Origin of the sequence: Maribacter litoralis (assembly GCF_902506355.1) — a bacterium.
Classification (GTDB): domain Bacteria; phylum Bacteroidota; class Bacteroidia; order Flavobacteriales; family Flavobacteriaceae; genus Maribacter; species Maribacter litoralis.
In genome coordinates this window covers 1700447-1718812 of record NZ_LR733271.1, presented here as the reverse complement: position 1 = coordinate 1718812, position 18366 = coordinate 1700447, and the positions used below count along the sequence as shown (strand labels likewise).

Annotated in this window: 14 protein-coding genes; 10 read left to right on the top strand and 4 right to left on the bottom strand. The window is 34.1% G+C overall.

What is annotated here, in order from left to right:
- Positions 1 to 206 precede the first annotated feature (206 nt).
- Positions 207 to 1892, top strand: coding sequence for a glutamine--tRNA ligase/YqeY domain fusion protein (locus EXIGUO8A_RS07255; protein ID WP_159302585.1), 1686 nt, complete (start codon positions 207 to 209; stop codon positions 1890 to 1892).
- A 273-nt stretch (positions 1893 to 2165) separates the two neighbouring features.
- On the opposite strand, the gene EXIGUO8A_RS07250 is transcribed toward EXIGUO8A_RS07255, so the two are convergent.
- A complete protein-coding gene (locus EXIGUO8A_RS07250; RefSeq protein ID WP_058104579.1) occupies positions 2166 to 3095 on the bottom strand; it encodes an SPFH domain-containing protein in 930 nt (309 codons plus the stop codon).
- A 189-nt stretch (positions 3096 to 3284) separates the two neighbouring features.
- Between EXIGUO8A_RS07250 and EXIGUO8A_RS07245 the strand changes: the two genes are divergently transcribed.
- Complete coding sequence (locus EXIGUO8A_RS07245) at positions 3285 to 3644, top strand: bleomycin resistance protein (RefSeq protein WP_159302584.1); 360 nt, start codon at positions 3285 to 3287, stop codon at positions 3642 to 3644.
- Between the two features lie 62 nt (positions 3645 to 3706).
- Here the strand turns inward: EXIGUO8A_RS07245 and katG are convergent, their stop codons facing one another.
- Positions 3707 to 5953 (bottom strand): catalase/peroxidase HPI, encoded by a 2247-nt coding sequence (gene katG / locus EXIGUO8A_RS07240; RefSeq protein ID WP_159302583.1) that lies wholly within the window; start codon positions 5951 to 5953, stop codon positions 3707 to 3709.
- Between the two features lie 451 nt (positions 5954 to 6404).
- Here katG and EXIGUO8A_RS07235 point away from each other — a divergent pair, with 451 nt between their 5' ends.
- The 3 genes from EXIGUO8A_RS07235 to EXIGUO8A_RS07225 all read left to right on the top strand — a co-directional run bounded on the left by EXIGUO8A_RS07235 (position 6405) and on the right by EXIGUO8A_RS07225 (position 8505).
- Positions 6405 to 6983, top strand: coding sequence for a PepSY domain-containing protein (locus EXIGUO8A_RS07235; RefSeq protein WP_159302582.1), 579 nt, complete (start codon positions 6405 to 6407; stop codon positions 6981 to 6983).
- 43 nt (positions 6984 to 7026) lie between these two features.
- Entirely contained in the window at positions 7027 to 7998 is a 972-nt protein-coding gene (gene rlmF / locus EXIGUO8A_RS07230) for a 23S rRNA (adenine(1618)-N(6))-methyltransferase RlmF (protein ID WP_159302581.1), read from the top strand.
- A 111-nt stretch (positions 7999 to 8109) separates the two neighbouring features.
- Positions 8110 to 8505: an ACT domain-containing protein gene (locus tag EXIGUO8A_RS07225; RefSeq protein ID WP_159302580.1), complete on the top strand. Its 396-nt coding sequence runs from the start codon at positions 8110 to 8112 to the stop codon at positions 8503 to 8505.
- A gap of 30 nt (positions 8506 to 8535) precedes the next feature.
- Here the strand turns inward: EXIGUO8A_RS07225 and gltX are convergent, their stop codons facing one another.
- Positions 8536 to 10044 (bottom strand): glutamate--tRNA ligase, encoded by a 1509-nt coding sequence (gene gltX / locus EXIGUO8A_RS07220; RefSeq protein ID WP_159302579.1) that lies wholly within the window; start codon positions 10042 to 10044, stop codon positions 8536 to 8538.
- Between the two features lie 181 nt (positions 10045 to 10225).
- Between gltX and EXIGUO8A_RS07215 the strand changes: the two genes are divergently transcribed.
- The 5 genes from EXIGUO8A_RS07215 (at position 10226) to EXIGUO8A_RS07195 (ending at position 17637) form a co-directional block, all read left to right on the top strand.
- The gene (locus EXIGUO8A_RS07215) at positions 10226 to 13711 is read left to right on the top strand and encodes a DUF4175 family protein (protein ID WP_159302578.1); all 3486 of its coding nucleotides are present in this window, start codon (positions 10226 to 10228) and stop codon (positions 13709 to 13711) included.
- Positions 13704 to 14123 carry an rRNA maturation RNase YbeY gene (gene ybeY, locus EXIGUO8A_RS07210; protein WP_159302577.1) on the top strand — a complete coding sequence of 140 codons (420 nt, stop codon included), beginning with the start codon at positions 13704 to 13706 and terminating at the stop codon, positions 14121 to 14123. The genes EXIGUO8A_RS07215 and ybeY overlap by 8 nt, the downstream gene beginning before the upstream one ends.
- Positions 14124 to 14128: 5 nt before the next feature.
- On the top strand, positions 14129 to 15997 hold the full coding sequence (gene mnmG, locus EXIGUO8A_RS07205) for a tRNA uridine-5-carboxymethylaminomethyl(34) synthesis enzyme MnmG (protein ID WP_159302576.1): 1869 nt from the start codon (positions 14129 to 14131) through the stop codon (positions 15995 to 15997).
- Between the two features lie 59 nt (positions 15998 to 16056).
- Positions 16057 to 16893 carry a class I SAM-dependent methyltransferase gene (locus tag EXIGUO8A_RS07200; RefSeq protein WP_159302575.1) on the top strand — a complete coding sequence of 279 codons (837 nt, stop codon included), beginning with the start codon at positions 16057 to 16059 and terminating at the stop codon, positions 16891 to 16893.
- Positions 16894 to 17130: 237 nt separating this feature from the next.
- A complete protein-coding gene (locus EXIGUO8A_RS07195) occupies positions 17131 to 17637 on the top strand; it encodes an OmpH family outer membrane protein (protein ID WP_159302574.1) in 507 nt (168 codons plus the stop codon).
- Positions 17638 to 17683: 46 nt separating this feature from the next.
- Here EXIGUO8A_RS07195 and EXIGUO8A_RS07190 read toward each other — a convergent pair whose 3' ends face one another.
- Positions 17684 to 18364 (bottom strand): LysE family translocator, encoded by a 681-nt coding sequence (locus EXIGUO8A_RS07190; RefSeq protein WP_159302573.1) that lies wholly within the window; start codon positions 18362 to 18364, stop codon positions 17684 to 17686.
- Between the last annotated feature and the right edge of the window lie 2 nt (positions 18365 to 18366).

Below are 18366 nucleotides of genomic sequence, written 5' to 3'. Positions count from 1 at the left end.
GCCACTACGGTTGAAAAGTCGGTTAATAAATTATTTCACTAATCCGTCATTTCATAGACAAATATGTTATTTAATACGACGAAGTGAAATTTAATGTTGTCGGAAGGAAGATTTCTGTTGTGAAACTCATTTTATGTAAGGTGTACCTTTTTTAAACCTGCCAATTAAGGCAATTTTGCTACTTTTGTAGCTTGAAATATTATAACATGAGCGAGACAACAAAGTCTTTGAATTTTATTGAACAAATTGTTGAAGAGGACTTGGTAAATGGTTATGCCAAAGACGAATTACGATTTCGTTTCCCACCAGAACCAAATGGTTACCTACATATTGGGCACGCAAGTTCTATTTGCTTAAACTTTGGTTTAGGTCTTAGATATAACGCCCCTGTAAACCTGAGGTTTGACGATACCAACCCGGCGAAAGAAGAACAAGAGTTTGTAGACGCCATTAAAAAAGATGTGGAATGGCTAGGATTCAAGTGGGATACCGAACGGTATGCTTCTGATTATTTTCAGCAGTTGTACGACTGGGCCATTGAATTGATCAAAAAAGGAAAAGCCTATGTTGACGATCAATCTTCTGAAGATATGGCTGCTCAAAAAGGAACCCCCACCGAACCTGGTACCGATAGTCCGAACAGAAATAGATCCGTTGAAGAGAATTTAGATCTTTTTGAAAAGATGAAAAATGGAGAATTTGCAGAGGGTTCTCATGTACTAAGAGCTAAAATTGATATGGCATCTTCGAATATGTTGATGCGCGATCCTATAATGTACCGTGTTCTACATAAGGCACACCATAGAACAAATACCGATTGGTGTATTTACCCGATGTATGATTGGACACATGGAGAAAGTGATTATATTGAACAAGTTTCACATTCGTTCTGTACGCTAGAGTTTGCCATGCACCGTGAGTTATATAACTGGTTTTTAGATCAAGTATACGATGAATCTAAAGTAAGACCTAAACAGCGGGAGTTTGCCCGCCGTAATTTGAGCCATACGGTTGTAAGCAAAAGAAAACTGGCTCAGTTAGTGGAAAAGGGTGTTGTAAATGGTTGGGACGACCCCAGAATGCCAACCATTTCTGGTTTGAGAAGAAGAGGATATACACCAGAATCTATCCGGAATTTTACAGATACTATAGGTATAGCAAAAAGAGACAACTTAATAGATGTCTCTTTATTGGAATTTCAAATACGAAATCATTTAAACAAAGTTGCTCCAAGGGTAATGGGCGTTTTAGATCCATTAAAAGTTGTCATCACTAATTATCCAGAAGGCGAAGAGGAGTGGTTAGATGCGGAAAATAACCCTGAAGATGAAAGTGCGGGTTCTAGAAAAGTTCCTTTTTCAAGGGAGTTATATATTGAGAAGGAAGATTTTAGAGAAGAGGCCAATAAGAAGTTCTTTAGATTGAAGCTTGGTAAAGAGGTTCGTTTAAAGAATGCCTATATCATAAAAGCAGAATCTTGCACAAAAGATGCCGAAGGGAATATTATAGAAGTACAATGTACTTACGATCCGAAAAGTAAAAGTGGAAGTGGTACAGAAGAAAGCCTACGTAAAGTTAAAGGAACATTACATTGGGTCTCTATAAAACATGCCGTTGAAGCAGAAGTACGTTTATACGATCGTTTATTTACAGATGAAAGTCCGGATACACACAAAGACAAAGATTTCATGGAATTTATTAATCCTGATTCTTTAGAAGTTATTACCGGGTATGTAGAACCTCATCTTAAAGAAGCACAGGTTGGAGACCGAGTGCAGTTTCAGCGATTAGGATATTTCTGTGTAGATCCTGATACTACCTCCGATAAATTAGTATTTAATAGAACTGTTGGTTTACGTGATTCCTGGGCAAAAATCCAAGAGAAAAAGTAACATAAGTATTCCTTATACCTTATGTTTTCAAAGATCAATAAAATTGATATAAAAACGCCGTTATTCTGTATGTCTAACGGCGTTTCTTTTATTTTAGACCTATTGGTATTGTATAACTAGTAAAAGTCGTTACAACCCTATTATTTTAAGTTTTCAAAATGTTTGATCTCTTATTCTATCAATTAAAGCAACGCTATCAAACAACTAAAATTTGTTTAATGAAAAAACCCGAAAACAAATTGTTTCGGGCTTTTTCATATTATGCGTTACCAATTATTCTTTTGGCTTGGGTTTATTTGTTTTTTTCATGCTCTCCCCGATCATATTACTAGCCGTAAAGCTAGCAACCATATTATTCAACATATCACTGCCTGCCTGTGGAGAATTTGGTAGCAGTATTAAATTGGTGTTGGTTTCTTCCCCGATACTTTGAAGGGTATCATAATGTTGCGTTACTACAATTAAAGCAGAAGCTTCTTGAGAATTGATACCAACTTTATTAAGTACCTCAACAGATTCCTCTAAACCGCGAGCTATTTCCCTTCTTTGATCAGCAATACCTTGACCTTGCAGTCTTTTGCTTTCCGCTTCCGCCTTTGCCTTTTCGACTATTAAAATACGGGCTGCATCACCTTCAAACTGCGCAGCAGTTTTTTGGCGTTCAGAAGCATTAATTCTGTTCATTGCCTCCTTTACCTGTGGATCTGGATCAATATCTGTTACCAATGTCTTTATAATATCAAAACCGTAGTCAAGCATTGCCTCTTGCAATTCGGATTTTACCGCAATGGCAATATCATCTTTTTTAACAAAGACATCATCCAACTTCATTTTAGGTACCTCAGCACGTACAACATCAAATACGTAAGAAGTTATTTGCTCATGCGGATACTCCAATTTATAATACGCATCATATACCTTTTCTCTTATTACAACATATTGTACCGATACTTTTAACTTAACAAAAACATCATCGAGCGTTTTAGTTTCGATAATTACATCTAATTGCTGAATTTTTAATCCTATTCTAGCCGCAATACGTTGTACAAACGGAATTTTAAATTGAATACCCGATTGTCTTACACTAGTAAATTTTCCAAAAGTTTCTATCAAAACTGCGGTTTGCTGTTTAACAATAAACACACCCGAAAGAATGGTAACAATGACCAGAAACAAAATTGGAATCCAAATGAATGAGCCCATAATAATTTATTTTTAAGTTAATAATTGAAGATACTAAATGCCTTCATCATATCAGTAGCTTTAATTATACATTTGTTACAGAAACACCCTATAATTTATTATCATTTCATTAAAAGAGAGAAAATCAGCAGTATTGCATAATTTTTTGATTTTTATCAATACCTTTTAATTTCATTCAAAGCCATATAAATGCTGCAAGCCATTCACCCTAAACTACCTATGAGAGATAAGGAGGTCACCAAAAGCTATTATATAGACTCCTTAGGTTTTAAAGAGTGGAGCGTAACCGACTATCCTGACTATTTGATGCTAGAAAAGGATGAACTACAGCTTCATTTCTTTTTATTTAAAGATTTGAATCCGAGAGAAAACTATGGACAGGTGTATATAAGAGTAAATCAAATCGAAAAATTATACCAATCGTTACTAAAAAACAAAGTAGCAATACATCCAAATGGAAAACTTGAAACAAAACCATGGGGGCAAAAAGAATTTTCTCTTTTAGACCCAGATAGTAATCTACTCACTTTTGGGGCATCTATCATTTAAAAATGGGCATAAAAAAAGGCAGTACTTAAAATACTGCCTTTTTCAATAAATAATTAATTATCTTATTTTAAATCATAACGATCTAAATTCATAACCTTAGTCCAAGTCTTTGCAAAATCTTTTACAAATTTTTGTTTTGAATCTTCTGTACCATAAACTTCAGCTAAAGCACGTAATTCAGAATTTGAACCAAAAATTAAATCTGCTCTAGTACCTGTCCATTTTACAGTTCCTGTTTTGCGATCACTTCCTTCAAATACAGTATCATCGTTAGAAGCAGCTTTCCATGTTGTGCCCATATCTAAAAGGTTAATAAAGAAATCATTGGTAAGCACACCTGGGGTCTCGGTAAACACACCGTTGCTGGATCCATCATAATTTGCACCTAACACACGAAGTCCGCCAATAAGAACCGTCATTTCTGGAGCTGTCAGCGTTAATAGATTAGCTCTATCAACTAAAAGCTCTTCCGCCTGTACAGATAATTTTTGCTTTGTATAATTTCTAAATCCGTCCGCTATTGGCTCTAATGCCTCAAATGATTCAACATCGGTCATTTCTTGAGTTGCATCTGTACGCCCGGCATTGAATTCAACATTTGTATCAAAACCTGCCAATTTAGCTGCATTCTCAACAGCAGCAGTACCTCCTAACACTACCAAATCTGCAAAAGAAACCTTTTTATTGCCAGATTGGGCTTCATTAAATTCCTTTTGAATTCTTTCTAAGGTTGCTGTTACTTTTGCCAACTGAGTAGGGTTATTTACTGCCCAATCTTTTTGAGGGGTCAAGCGAACACGCCCTCCATTGGCACCTCCTCTTTTATCTGAACCTCTAAATGTTGATGCAGAAGCCCAAGCAGTTGAAACCAATTCTGAAGTAGAAAGTCCTGAAGACAAAATAGTTTTCTTTAATTCGGCAATATCAGCATCATTGATCAATTCAAAATCAACAGGTGGTACAGGATCTTGCCATAACAATTGCTCTTGTGGTACCTCTGGACCTAAATAACGATCTTTAGGACCCATATCGCGGTGAGTTAATTTATACCATGCACGAGCATAAGCATCTTTAAATTCATCTGGATTTTCCAAAAAGTTTCTAGAAATCTTTTCGAACTCAGGGTCTACTCTTAAAGACATATCGGTAACCAACATAAAAGGTTGGTGGGTTTTTCCTTCAATGTGCGCATCTGGCATTTCACCAGCACCGGCATCTCCAACTGGCTTATACTGCCATGCACCAGCAGGACTCTTAGTTAATTCCCACTCGAAACCAAATAGGTTTTCAAAGAAATAATGGCTCCACTTTGTTGGTGTTTGTGACCATGCACCTTCTAAACCACTAGTAATGGTATCTGCGCCAGAACCAGAACCATAGTTGCTTTTCCAACCTAAACCTTGTTCCGTGATATCTGCAGCAGCCGGTTCTGCACCTACATACTCATCTGGATTGGCGGCACCGTGTGTTTTACCAAATGTATGACCACCGGCAATTAAGGCAACGGTTTCGTAGTCGTCCATAGCCATTCTTTTAAAGGTCTGTCTTATATAATGTGCAGCTTCTAAAGGATCCGGATTCGCATTATGACCTTCTGGGTTTACATAAATAAGACCCATGTGAGCAGCACCTAACGGATTTTCCAATTCATTACCATCCTCATCATATCTTTCTTTGTTGCCTAACCATTCAGTTTCTGACCCCCAATAAACATCATCCTCAGGTTGCCAAATATCTTCACGTCCACCGGCAAAACCGTACATTGGTAATCCCATACTTTCATGAGCAACGTTACCTGCCAAAATCAATAAATCTGCCCAAGAAATCTTTTTACCGTATTTCTGTTTTATCGGCCATAATAATAAACGGGCCTTATCTAAGTTGGCGTTGTCAGGCCAGCTGTTCAATGGAGCAAAACGTTGGTTACCTGCACTTGCACCACCTCTACCGTCAGATATACGGTAAGTACCCGCACTGTGCCATGCCATACGAATGAAAAATGGACCATAATGACCATAATCCGCCGGCCACCAATCTTGACTATCGGTCATTACATCGGTTAAATCTTTTTTAATAGCTGCTAAATCTAACGACTTAAACTCTTCGGCATAATTAAAGTCAGCATCCATTGGATCTGCCATTTCTGAATGTAACCTTAGAATATTAAGGTTTAACATATTTGGCCACCAGTCTTTATTAGTGGTTCCACCACCTGCTGCTTGATGCATTTCACCATTTAAAAATGGACAATTCGCTGCTGAGGATTCATTTACATCCCAAGCTTCACCTTTTCCGTTAGTACTACTCATGATTATGTCTATTTTATGTTGTTTCTAATTCTTACAAGTGTAAAACTATCAATATTTAATTTATCAAAAATCAGATTATAATAAAAAATATCTATTGTATGATTATAAAACGTTTCACCTTTATCCAATTCGATTGATAAACTGAACTAAAAAAGTACGCAAAATTTAGAATATCATAAAGATAAACACATAAAAGGATAATGTAATATTAGATAACCCATAATTAATATTTTAGTAAAACAAACTAGCGACGTATCCATTCGACACACAAAATCCATTTATTTTAACCCAGTCAATACCATACCTAACTAAATCAATTTTTACATATTCACTTTTGTAACAGTAATTGATATCATTAAAAAGGGAGCATATCATGAATTTTAATTTAACAAATCATTGATAAATCTGCCTAGTTAATCTAGTTATATTGCGCGTTAACCAAACCAAAAAAATGCCTAAAATCACCAAAAGACAACGACAAGCAAAATGGTTGCGTATTTTTAGAAAAGTGCATAGGGCAACCGGCGCCGCGTTGTTTATCTTTTTCTTTTTTATTTCAACTACCGGACTTTTATTAGGATGGAAAAAGCACAGTGGAGGCGTAATTCTATCAAAGACTTATAAAGGAACATCTACTAATTTAAAAGAATGGTTACCGGTAGATAGTTTACACACTATTGCAAATGCCTATTTACTTGAAAATGTATCGCCAGATTTGTCTACAGAAATTGATCGAATTGATATAAGAAAAGAAAAAGGCATTGTAAAATTCGTTTATGCAGATCACATATGGGGTTTACAAATCGATGGTGCCACGGGAAAAGTTTTACATACCGAACGGAGATATTCTGACTTAATTGAACATATTCATGACGGCTCTGTTCTAGATGATTATTTAGGAACTAGCGATAATCAAATAAAGGTTTTTTACACTACCATTATGGGGCTTGCCCTGTTACTTTTTACCATTACCGGATTTTGGTTATGGTATGGACCAAAGCGTATGCGAAGAAATAATACGAGCACTTAAAAATTAGGCTTAGCTTTGGACTCTTCAACAAGTTCAAAATCATATGCCCGATAACAAGAAAAAAGCAGCTTTAGAAAAACCGAGTTTACACGTAAGGAACAAACATACCGGTCGTTACAATCTTAAAGCCCTAAAACAAATAAACCATGAGTTAAACCCGTTCGTTGCCAAGAATAAATATGGCAACCTATCTATTGACTTTTTTAATCCTGTTGCTGTAAAGGCGCTAAACAAAGCCTTACTTAAGGCACACTACAATATTCAATATTGGGATATACCAGATGGTTTTCTATGTCCGCCCATACCAGGTCGAGCCGATTATATTCACCATATAGCAGACGTTTTAGCCGAAAGCAATAACGGTCTTTTGGTGAAAGGGGAACATATTACATGTTTGGATGTTGGAGTAGGAGCAAATTGTGTTTATCCCATTATTGGCAATAGTTCTTATGGCTGGTCATTTATAGCTTCTGACATTGATCCAAAGGCTATTGAAGCTGCTGAAAAAAATGTAACTAACAATCCAAATCTTTCCGGAAAGGTTGAATTTAGAGTTCAAACCAAGGCAGATCATATTTTTTCTGGGATAATAAATTCCGATGAAAAAATAGATTTTACCATTTGCAATCCGCCCTTTCACGCGAATCAAGCAGAAGCAGAAGCGGGAACTTTGAGAAAGCTGAGCAACTTAAAAAAGAAAAGGGTTAAAAAACCCGCTTTGAACTTTGCCGGGCAAGGAGGAGAACTTTGGACAGATGGTGGAGAAAAGCGCTTCGTACTGAATATGATCAACGAAAGTGCCCAATATTCTAAAAATTGTGCTTGGTTTTCAACTTTAGTATCAAAGCAATCTAACCTACGTGCATTTTATGATAGATTAGAAAAAGTAGGGGTTGTTGAACACAAAACTACACCAATGGGACAGGGAAATAAACTAAGTAGAATAATTGCCTGGACATTTTTATCGACCGCAGAAATGAAATCTTGGGCAAATGACAGGTGGCTCAACGAATAAATTTCGCCGCTGCTCTTTTTTAATCATCAAAAGAAGTATTTTAAGGAGTATTCTTTGGTAAATTGACCCGAAGGGTCGAAATTTTTTTGAAAATTCAACAAACACGCTAAAATGGAAGGAGAAACCGATTTGAATATACTTTTAAAGAGTTTAAAACCTAGTTTGAACAAAGGGAGCTATGTTTTTATATCGGTAAATGATATTCGGCACATTTCTAGAGACATCATTTTATTTGAGTTCAAAGAAAAAGAAGGTATAACCATAATCTTAGAACAAGCTAAAGCCGATGAATTAAATTTTAAATATGACTTTGTTGCTTCTTGGATTACACTTACCGTACATTCTGCACTGAATGCTGTTGGTTTAACGGCGGCAGTTTCAACAGCATTGACCAAATATAATATTAGTTGCAATGTTATTGCAGCTTATTATCACGACCATATTTTTGTAGCAACAAAAGACACCGAACAAGCTATGGAAGTTTTAAATGGATTTTCGGGAAAGTAAAGCGTACTTCATTCTCCCGAAAATTTTATTTTATCCCAATCTATCTAGGGCTGTTTCAATTCTAGCAATACTTTCTTCTTTACCGATCATCGCCATGATATCAAAAATATGTGGTCCTTTCATATCACCCACCAAGAATAGGCGTAAAGGTGGCATTACTTTACCGAACGATAATTCTTTTTCGCCAATCCAAGCTTTTACTACAGCTTCGCTATTTTCCGATGAAAAATCTTCAATAGGTTCGAGTACAGAAACTAAATCGTTCATGATACTTGCTGTATCATCTTTCCACTGCTTTTTAGCTGCTTTTGCATTATACTCAGTAGGAGCTACAAAAAAGTAATCTGATAAGTTCCAGAAATCTGAAACAAAAACTGCCCGTTCTTTTATTAAACTGACCACTTTCGTTACATACTCTAGATTCACTTTAGATTCAATATTCGTATGCTGTTTAACCGTAGGTAAAAATTTAATAGCAAGCTTCGCATTATCAGTTTCTTGTAGATAGTGTTGATTGTACCATTTGGTCTTTTCTGGATCAAAACGTGCTCCAGATTTATTAACACGCTCTAAACTAAATGCTTTTACCAATTCTTCTAAAGAAAACAATTCTTGTTCCGTTCCAGGATTCCATCCTAACAAAGCCAAGAAATTGATTACCGTCTCAGGAAAATAACCAGCTTCCTTATAGCCTTCAGATTCATTCCATGAAAGAGGAAAAACCGGAAAGCCCATTTTTTCACCATCACGCTTGCTTAATTTCCCTTTACCTACAGGTTTCATTATCAACGGTAAATGAGCAAAATGAGGAGCGGTCCAACCCAATGCATCATACAACTGCTTATGCAGTGCTAAAGAGGGTAGCCATTCTTCTCCACGTATAACATGTGAAATCTCCATTAAATGGTCATCAACAATATTCGCTAAATGATAGGTTGGCATACCATCGCTTTTAAAAAGCACCTTATCATCTAAAACGTTAGTGTCAATTTTTATGGAACCACGTATTAAATCATCTAAATGTAATATTTCATCTGGCGGTGTTAAAAAACGAATAACATAGTCATCACCATTGGCCAACCTTTCTTTAACTTCTTCTGGCATTAACGAAAGAGAATTATCCAACTTTAACCTGTTATGCCAGTTATATATAAAAGTTTTACCTTTTTCTTCATGTTCTTTTCTATGTGCATCTAGACTTTCTGCTGTATCAAAAGCGTAATACGCCTTATCGCTAGCAATTAAATCATCGGCATATTTCTTATACATTGATTTGCGTTCGCTCTGTCTATATGGACCAAAACCACCATCTTTACCAATGCCTTCATCAAAATGAATTCCGCACCAGTTCAAAGCATCAATTATATATTGTTCAGCGCCTTCAACGTATCTATTCTGGTCGGTATCTTCTATTCTTAGAATAAAATCACCACCATGTTTTTTAGCAAATAAATAGTTAAATAGGGCAGTACGAACACCACCAATATGTAATGGTCCTGTTGGACTAGGGGCAAAACGAACACGAACTTTCTCTGACATAATTTCTAATTGAGCCACAAAGATACATAACCAAGCGTTTTTGAAATAGGATTTTGAAATAGGATTTTCATTAAAAACCACCTGTTATTGGTGTATTAAACAGCAGACCAGTGATTTGATTTAACAAATATTTCCCAACAAACAATATTTATATCCGTTATCTTGGTATAAAAAAGGGCAATTGCAAGACTATAATCACATTTTAGATCGTTTAAATCAATTTATTCAAAAATACTACTCACAGGTTCTGATAAAAGGTATTCTTCTCTTTTTCGCCTTAGGATTATTGTTTTTTCTATTTATTCTAGGAATAGAGTATTTTCTTTGGTTATCAACAATAGGCCGAATGGTATTATTCGGCATTTTTTTAGTGGTAGAACTATATCTACTCTTTACATACATAGTAACACCCATCTTTTACCTTTTCAAAATCAAAAAAGGACTAGGCCCTAAAGATGCTGCAGCAATGATTGGCACCCATTTTCCAGAAGTAGGAGATAAGCTTATTAATTTGCTGGATTTAGCAGAAAATCCTCAACAATCTGAACTTCTACTAGCAAGTATTGCCCAACGTTCTAAACAAATGGATACTATTCCATTTTCGAGTGCTATTAATTTTAAAGATTCATTTAAATATTTGAAATATGCTATAATACCCATTCTTATTATTGGCGCACTATACATTTCTGGAAATTGGAATACATTTTTTGGTTCTTATGAACGGGTGATAAATTATAAAATGGCCTATGAAAAACCTGCACCGTTTCAATTTCAACTTTTATCAGATAATCTAAGCATTCTACAAGATGAGGCTTATACAATACAAGTTTCGACTAAAGGTGAAATTAAACCCGAAAATGTTTTTATCAACATTAACGGAAAATCTATTTTATTACAACAGCAAAATGGATTGTATGAATACACATTTGCACCACCGATAACAACTACCACTTTTAATTTTAAAGCAAATGAAGTTAATTCTAAACCTTATACTTTAATTGCATTAGAAACTCCATCTATAGTTGATTTTACGATGGACTTATCTTATCCAACATATTTGAATAAACGTAATGAAACAATTAGAAGCACCGGCAATGCCGTAATACCTGAAGGTACCAAGGTATTATGGAAAATTAATGGTGAAAATACCGATAAGATTAATCTGTCATTAAAAGATACCGTTCTTTCTTTTAATAAAAAAGAAAACATATTTTCTCTGACACAAAGCGTATATAATGATTATAGTTACGAATTAACCACAACCAATAAAAATGTAGCTGACTACGAGCGATTATCTTATAATTTCAAAGTTATAAAAGATGCTTACCCAACTATAAAAGTAAATCAAGTCTTAGATTCTTTAAATCCAAATGTATCATATTATACAGGTAACGTAAGCGATGATTACGGTCTAACAAAAATTGATCTCGTTTATTTTGAAGTTGGGAGAGAAGACAATGAAAAGATTATCAACCTTAGTACATCTAAAAGTAACTACGAGCAATTTTATTACACTTTTCCATCTGGTATAGAAATTGAAGCTGGTAAAAATTATGGTTTTTATTTTCAAGTAACAGACAATGATGCCGTACACAATGGTAAAACAATTAAAAGCCAAATATTCCAACAGGTATTACTTGATGATAACCAACTAAAAAACAAAGATCTTGAATCTCAGCAATCGTTAATTCAAGATTTGGACAGATCTCTTCAACGTGCAAAACAACAGAAAGAAACTTTAGAAGAAATCAATCAAAATCAAAAAGAGAAAAGTAGTTTAAATTTTAATGATCAAAATCAGATTAAAGACTACTTAAAAAAGCAGGAGCAACAAGAGCAGTTGATGCAAAAATTCAGTAAAGAATTAAAAGAAAATTTAGACAAAGGAGATAAAGACGATAAATTAAACCAATTGTTACAAGAACGTTTAGAACGACAAGAAGAGCAAGCCAAAAAAAATCAGAAACTCCTTGAAGAACTTAACAAAGTAGCAGATAAGATCAAAAAGGAAGAACTCACTAAAAAACTTGAGGAATTAGGTAAAAAACAACAGAACAGTGAGCGTAGTTTAGAACAACTTTTAGAACTAACCAAAAGGTATTATGTAACTGAAAAAGCATCGCAACTGGCAAGGGATTTGGAAGAATTATCTAAAAAACAAAATGAACTTTCAGAAGAGGGTAAAGAAGAAAATAATGCTAAAAACCAAGAACAGTTAAACAAGGAGTTCAATGAATTATCTAAGGAATTAAAAGAACTCAAAAATGATAATGACAAACTAAAAAAACCAATTGATTTAAATTTAGATAATAATAAAGAAGAAGGCATAAAACAAGACCAACAAGAAGCTCTTGAACAACTTGAAAAAGACAAAAATTCAGACCAACAAAATCCAAGCAACGAACAAAACAATGCCTCGAAAAAACAAAAATCTGCTGCGCAGAAAATGAAAGAAATGAGTGAGCAATTAAGTGATTCTTCTTCCGGTGGAGGTGGGGGTTCTTCTGTTGCCGAAGATGCGGAAATGCTACGTCAAATTTTAGATAATCTTATCATATTTTCATTTAAACAAGAAGCCTTATTTGATAAACTATCATCTAAAGAAGACCAGGATGAAACCCAATATTCTGAAACAGTACGAGATCAAAATGAACTACGAGGTTTGTTTGAGCATGTCGATGATAGTCTTTTTGCACTATCATTACGCCAAGCAGATTTATCAGAATTTGTAAATGAACAAATAACCGAAGTCTATTACAATATTGATAAATCATTGGAGACAATGGCAGACGGACAAATGTTTCAAGGAATTTCGCATCAAAAATATGTTCTTACGGCAGCCAATAGTTTAGCGGATTTCTTAGCCAATGTTATGGATAATATGCAAGAAAGCATGCAAATGGGAAAAGGATCTGGTCAAAGCGAAGGCGGATTTCAATTACCGGATATCATAAAAGGACAACAGGAGTTGGGCGAAAAAATGGGACAACAAGGAAAATCTGGTAGCAAAGGAAAAGAAGGAGAAAGCGGAAAAGGTCAACAAGGTAGTAAAGGTGAACAAGGCGAAAATGGAGAACAGGGTGAAAATGGAAAACAAGGATCCAATGGTAAATCTGGAGAAAACGGAAGTGAAGGAGAAAACGGCAAGAATGGAAAAAATGGTGATAATGGCAAAGGAGGAGAAAATGGAAGCGGAAAAGGTAATTCCAATGGAAATGGAGGACAGGGTAATGGTCAAATGAGCGAAGCAGAACTCAAAGAGATTTATGAAATTTATCAAAGCCAACAAAAAATTCGTCAAGAGCTAGAGAAACAATTAGAAAACATGATTAACAGCGGTGACCAAAAATTGGGTCAAAAGCTGATTAAGCAGATGGAGGATTTCGAAAACGATTTACTCGAAAATGGAATTACACAACGTACAATCAACAAAGCCAACACTATACAGTACGAATTATTAAAGTTAGAAAACGCTGCATTAAAGCAGGGACAGAAATCTGAGCGAGAAAGTAACAGAAATACAAAAGACTTCACAAATCCTATTACTACTAAACCCTCATTATTAGAGAATTATCATAATGAAGTTGAAATTTTAAATAGGCAAAGCTTACCTTTGCGGCAAAATTTTCAAACAAAGGTTAAAGAGTACTTCAAAGCAAATGATTAATTACAACTACCTAACCGATTTTAAGCTAGTAGAAGAAACACATTTTGATTCATGGATAATAAATTCTTGTAAAACCGAAGGTTTTACAGTTCAAGAATTAAACTACATTTTCTGCGATGATGAATACCTACTTAAAATCAATCAAGATTATTTACAACACGATTATTTAACAGACATTATTACCTTCGACTATGTGTCAGGTAAAAATGTATCTGGCGACTTATACATTTCTATAGATCGTGTAAAAGAAAATGCAGAAGAATTTAAAGTCTCTTTTGAAAATGAATTAAAGCGTGTAATGGTTCATGGTGTTTTACACTTAATGGGCTATTCGGATAAATCGGAAACAGCTACTGCCGAAATGCGCGCTAAAGAAGAAGAAAAAATAAAGCTGTTCCACGTGGAACAATAGACGGTATGTTTGGAGAAGAATATGATGTAATTGTAGTTGGCGGAGGACACGCCGGTGCAGAAGCGGCAGCAGCAGCTGCAAACTTGGGTTCTAAAACCCTATTGGTAACAATGAATTTGCAAAATATAGGGCAGATGTCCTGTAACCCAGCAATGGGTGGTATCGCAAAAGGACAAATTGTTAGAGAAATAGATGCCCTTGGTGGATATAGTGGAATTGTATCAGACAAATCTGCTATCCAATTTAAGATGCTTAACAAATCTAAAGGACCTGCAATGTGGAGTCCTAGAACACAAAACGACCGAATGCGTTTTGCAGAAGAATGGCGTTTAATGTTAGAGCGTACACCGAATGTAGATTTCTATCAAGAAATGGTATCTGGACTATTAGTTGAGAATAATAAAATTACCGGAGTTAAAACTTCCCTAGGTATTGAGATAAAATCAAAAGCAGTTGTTTTAACTAATGGAACCTTCTTAAATGGTTTAATTCATATTGGTGAAAAACAATTTGGTGGAGGTAGGGCAGGAGAAAAAGCGGCTACCGGAATTACAGAACAACTCGTTGATTTAGGTTTTGAAAGTGGTAGAATGAAAACTGGTACTCCACCACGAGTAGATGGTAGATCCTTAGATTATTCTAAAATGATTGTTCAACCAGGAGACCTCACACCAGAAAAATTTTCTTATACTAATACGAAATCCTTAGCTAATCAACGTGATTGTTATATGACACATACTAGTGCTTTGGTTCATGATTTATTACGTGAAGGTTTTGATAGGTCACCCATGTTCAATGGAAGAATTAAAAGTTTAGGACCAAGATACTGCCCATCCATAGAAGATAAAATAAATAGATTTGCAGATAAAGACAGTCATCAAATGTTCATTGAACCAGAAGGATGGGAAACTGTTGAAGTATATGTAAACGGATTTTCCACATCATTACCAGAAGATGTACAATTTAAGGCATTACGTTCAGTGGTAGGATTTGAAAAAGTAAAATTCTTTAGACCTGGCTATGCAATAGAATACGATTACTTTCCACCAACACAACTGAAGCATACATTAGAAACCAAACTTGTAGAAAATTTATATTTTGCCGGTCAAATAAATGGAACTACCGGATATGAAGAGGCAGCATCGCAAGGTTTAATGGCAGGTATAAATGCTCATTTAAAATTAAAAGAAAAGGACGCTTTAATATTAAAAAGAGACGAAGCCTATATAGGTGTTTTAATTGATGACCTAATTACAAAAGGAACAGAAGAACCGTATAGAATGTTTACTTCTAGAGCAGAATATAGAACATTACTTAGACAAGACAATGCAGATTTACGTCTTACACCATTAAGTCATTCAATAGGATTAGCAACAGATTCTCGCATGAAACGCATGGAAGAAAAACAAGAACAATCTGAATCACTAGTACAATTTTTTAAAGAAACCAGTGTCTTACCCAAAGACATTAACCCAATATTAGAGAGTGTTAATTCATCTTTAGTAAAGCAATCTGATAAAATGTATAAAGCCTTTTCAAGACCAAATGTAACAATGGATCACATGCTACAATTAGAAAATGTTAGCGCATTTGTACAAGAAAATAACTTTGACAATGAAATTCTAGAACAAGCAGAAGTACAGATAAAATATTCTGGATACATCGCTAAAGAAAAATTAAACGCAGATAAACTTCATAGATTAGAAGCAGTAAAGATTCCAGCTAATTTTGACTACTCCAAATTAAAATCTCTATCATTCGAAGCACGTGAAAAATTAACTAAAATTCAACCCGTAACCATTTCTCAAGCATCAAGAATTAGTGGAGTTACACCAAGTGATATCAGTGTACTTTTAGTTTTCCTTGGAAGGTAGGACAAATTGTTCCACGTGGAACAACGTTAAATTATTCATCAAAATCAGGTAGATCAAAAATGACCAAAACTAAAACATATCTAAAAACTAAAGACTTTTTAGTTACAAAAGAACATTTTCTTCTTGAATATGATTCAGAAAAAGATATGCTAATAACACAACCAATACCTACAGATATTAGTAAATATTATGATTCTAATAATTATATATCACATACAGATGAATCAAAATCTCTTTTAGAAAAAGTATATCAACGCATAAAAAAAATTACATTATCTCAAAAGGTAAAATTGATTAATAATTATAGTCAAGAACGAAAAACTATTTTAGATATAGGATGTGGAACCGGTGAATTTTTATCTACTGCCAAAACCGATAATTGGAATACCATAGGAGTAGAGTTAAGTATGCAAGCAAGAGAAATAGCTATTAAGAAAAATCTTAGAATATATAAATCCTTAGAATCTATTACAAATCAAAAATTTAATATCATAACCCTATGGCATGTACTAGAACATCTACCAAATCTTGATAAACAAATAAACTTAATAGAAAATTTATTGGAAGAAAATGGTACATTAATCATAGCTGTACCCAACTATAAATCACACGATGCCCAATACTATAGACAGTATTGGGCAGCTTACGACACACCCAGACATTTATGGCATTTTTCAAAAACATCCATAACCAAAATCTTTAAGGAACATAATTTAAGTGTAAAGAAAATATTACCAATGTATTTTGATTCCTACTATGTTTCACTATTATCTGAAAAATACAAAAAAGGATATTCAAATTATTTTATGGCCTTCTATCGTGGTTTCGTATCCAATATTAAGGCAAAACAGTCCGGAGAGTATTCATCACACATATATATCCTTCAAAAAGACTAAAAACTTATTTTAAGACCATTTAAACCACTTTTCATACCATAATAATATAATCATAAGTGTTTCATAAAATCCGACGCTTAAAGTACTTTAAAATTAACCTATAAAATCAATATAAATTATATATATTAAATTTTAAATAAGAAAAATTTATATTACGGAAATTCAATATATATATCAATTTAAAAATATTTTCCTTTTAAAAGCTTTATTACTTTTGCAACTCATAAAAATGAAAAAATGAAAAACTTTATTGTAATTTTTGCTCTTGCCTTATTAGCTTCTTGCCAACAAGAAAAAATAGGATATGTAGATAACGTAAAATTGATGGATGAATATCAACAAAAAATTGATGTTGAATCTAAATTCAAAGTTAAGGCTGATGCTTTAGCAAAGAAAAGAGATAGTATTTCTCAAGCATTTCAAATAGAAGCACAGGCTTTTCAAGCCAAGGCTCAATCTATGTCTCAGACTAAAGCTCAAGAAGAATATGCAGCAATGCAACAAAAGGGTCAAATTATTGGACAACAACTTCAACAACAAGATCAACAATTACAAATAGAAGGTCAGACTGAAATGGACAGCATAGTTTCTAAAGTAAAAGAGGAAATCAAAGCTTATGGAAAATCCAACGGATATTCATACATATTAGGTGGAGGAGATGGTGGAAGCGTTCTATACGGAACAGAAGCCAATGACCTAACCGATGAAATAGTAAAATTACTTAATGACAAATACAAAAAGTAAACTACTATAAACATTAATAAAAAAAGCCGGTTAATACCGGCTTTTTTTATTCTATTAAATTAGGTTCGAATCTTTCTAATTCCTGTTCAAAATTAAACTGATCTTTTGGTAAAAAACCTTTAACCACCAAAACAATTCCACAGATTATAAGAATAACCCCAATTACTTTTTTTATCCAAACTATTCTGTCTGCAGTAAGTTTTCTCTTTAATTGTTTTGCTAATAATATTTTAAATACATCAGTAACAAAATAGGAGAGTAGTACCGTTGCAAAAAAAGTAAAAAATCTATTAGGTTGATTATCTAAACTTGGACCTACTATTATAATTATTCCTAACCAGAAAACCAGTACGCCGATATTGATAAAATTCAATAAAAAACCCTTAAGAAATAATCCAAAAAAATCTGACTTTCTTATTTTCTTAGACTCTATCGGTATCTCTTTTTTTTCGGTCTTAAAAAAAGTAAACAAACCATAAACCAACAATATAACTCCACCAAAAACATATAGTCCAGGCTGATTGCTTAAATTCTCAAGTAACTGAAAACTACTAAAATAAGCGACCAAAATAAAAATAACATCGGCTAATAAAACGCCTATATCAAAAGTAATAGCAGCCCTAAATCCTTTAATTGCACTAGTTTGAAGAAGAACAAAGAATACGGGACCAACCATAAAACTTAAAAAAAAGCCTAAAGGAATTGCTGCCTGAATATCTTCTAACATTA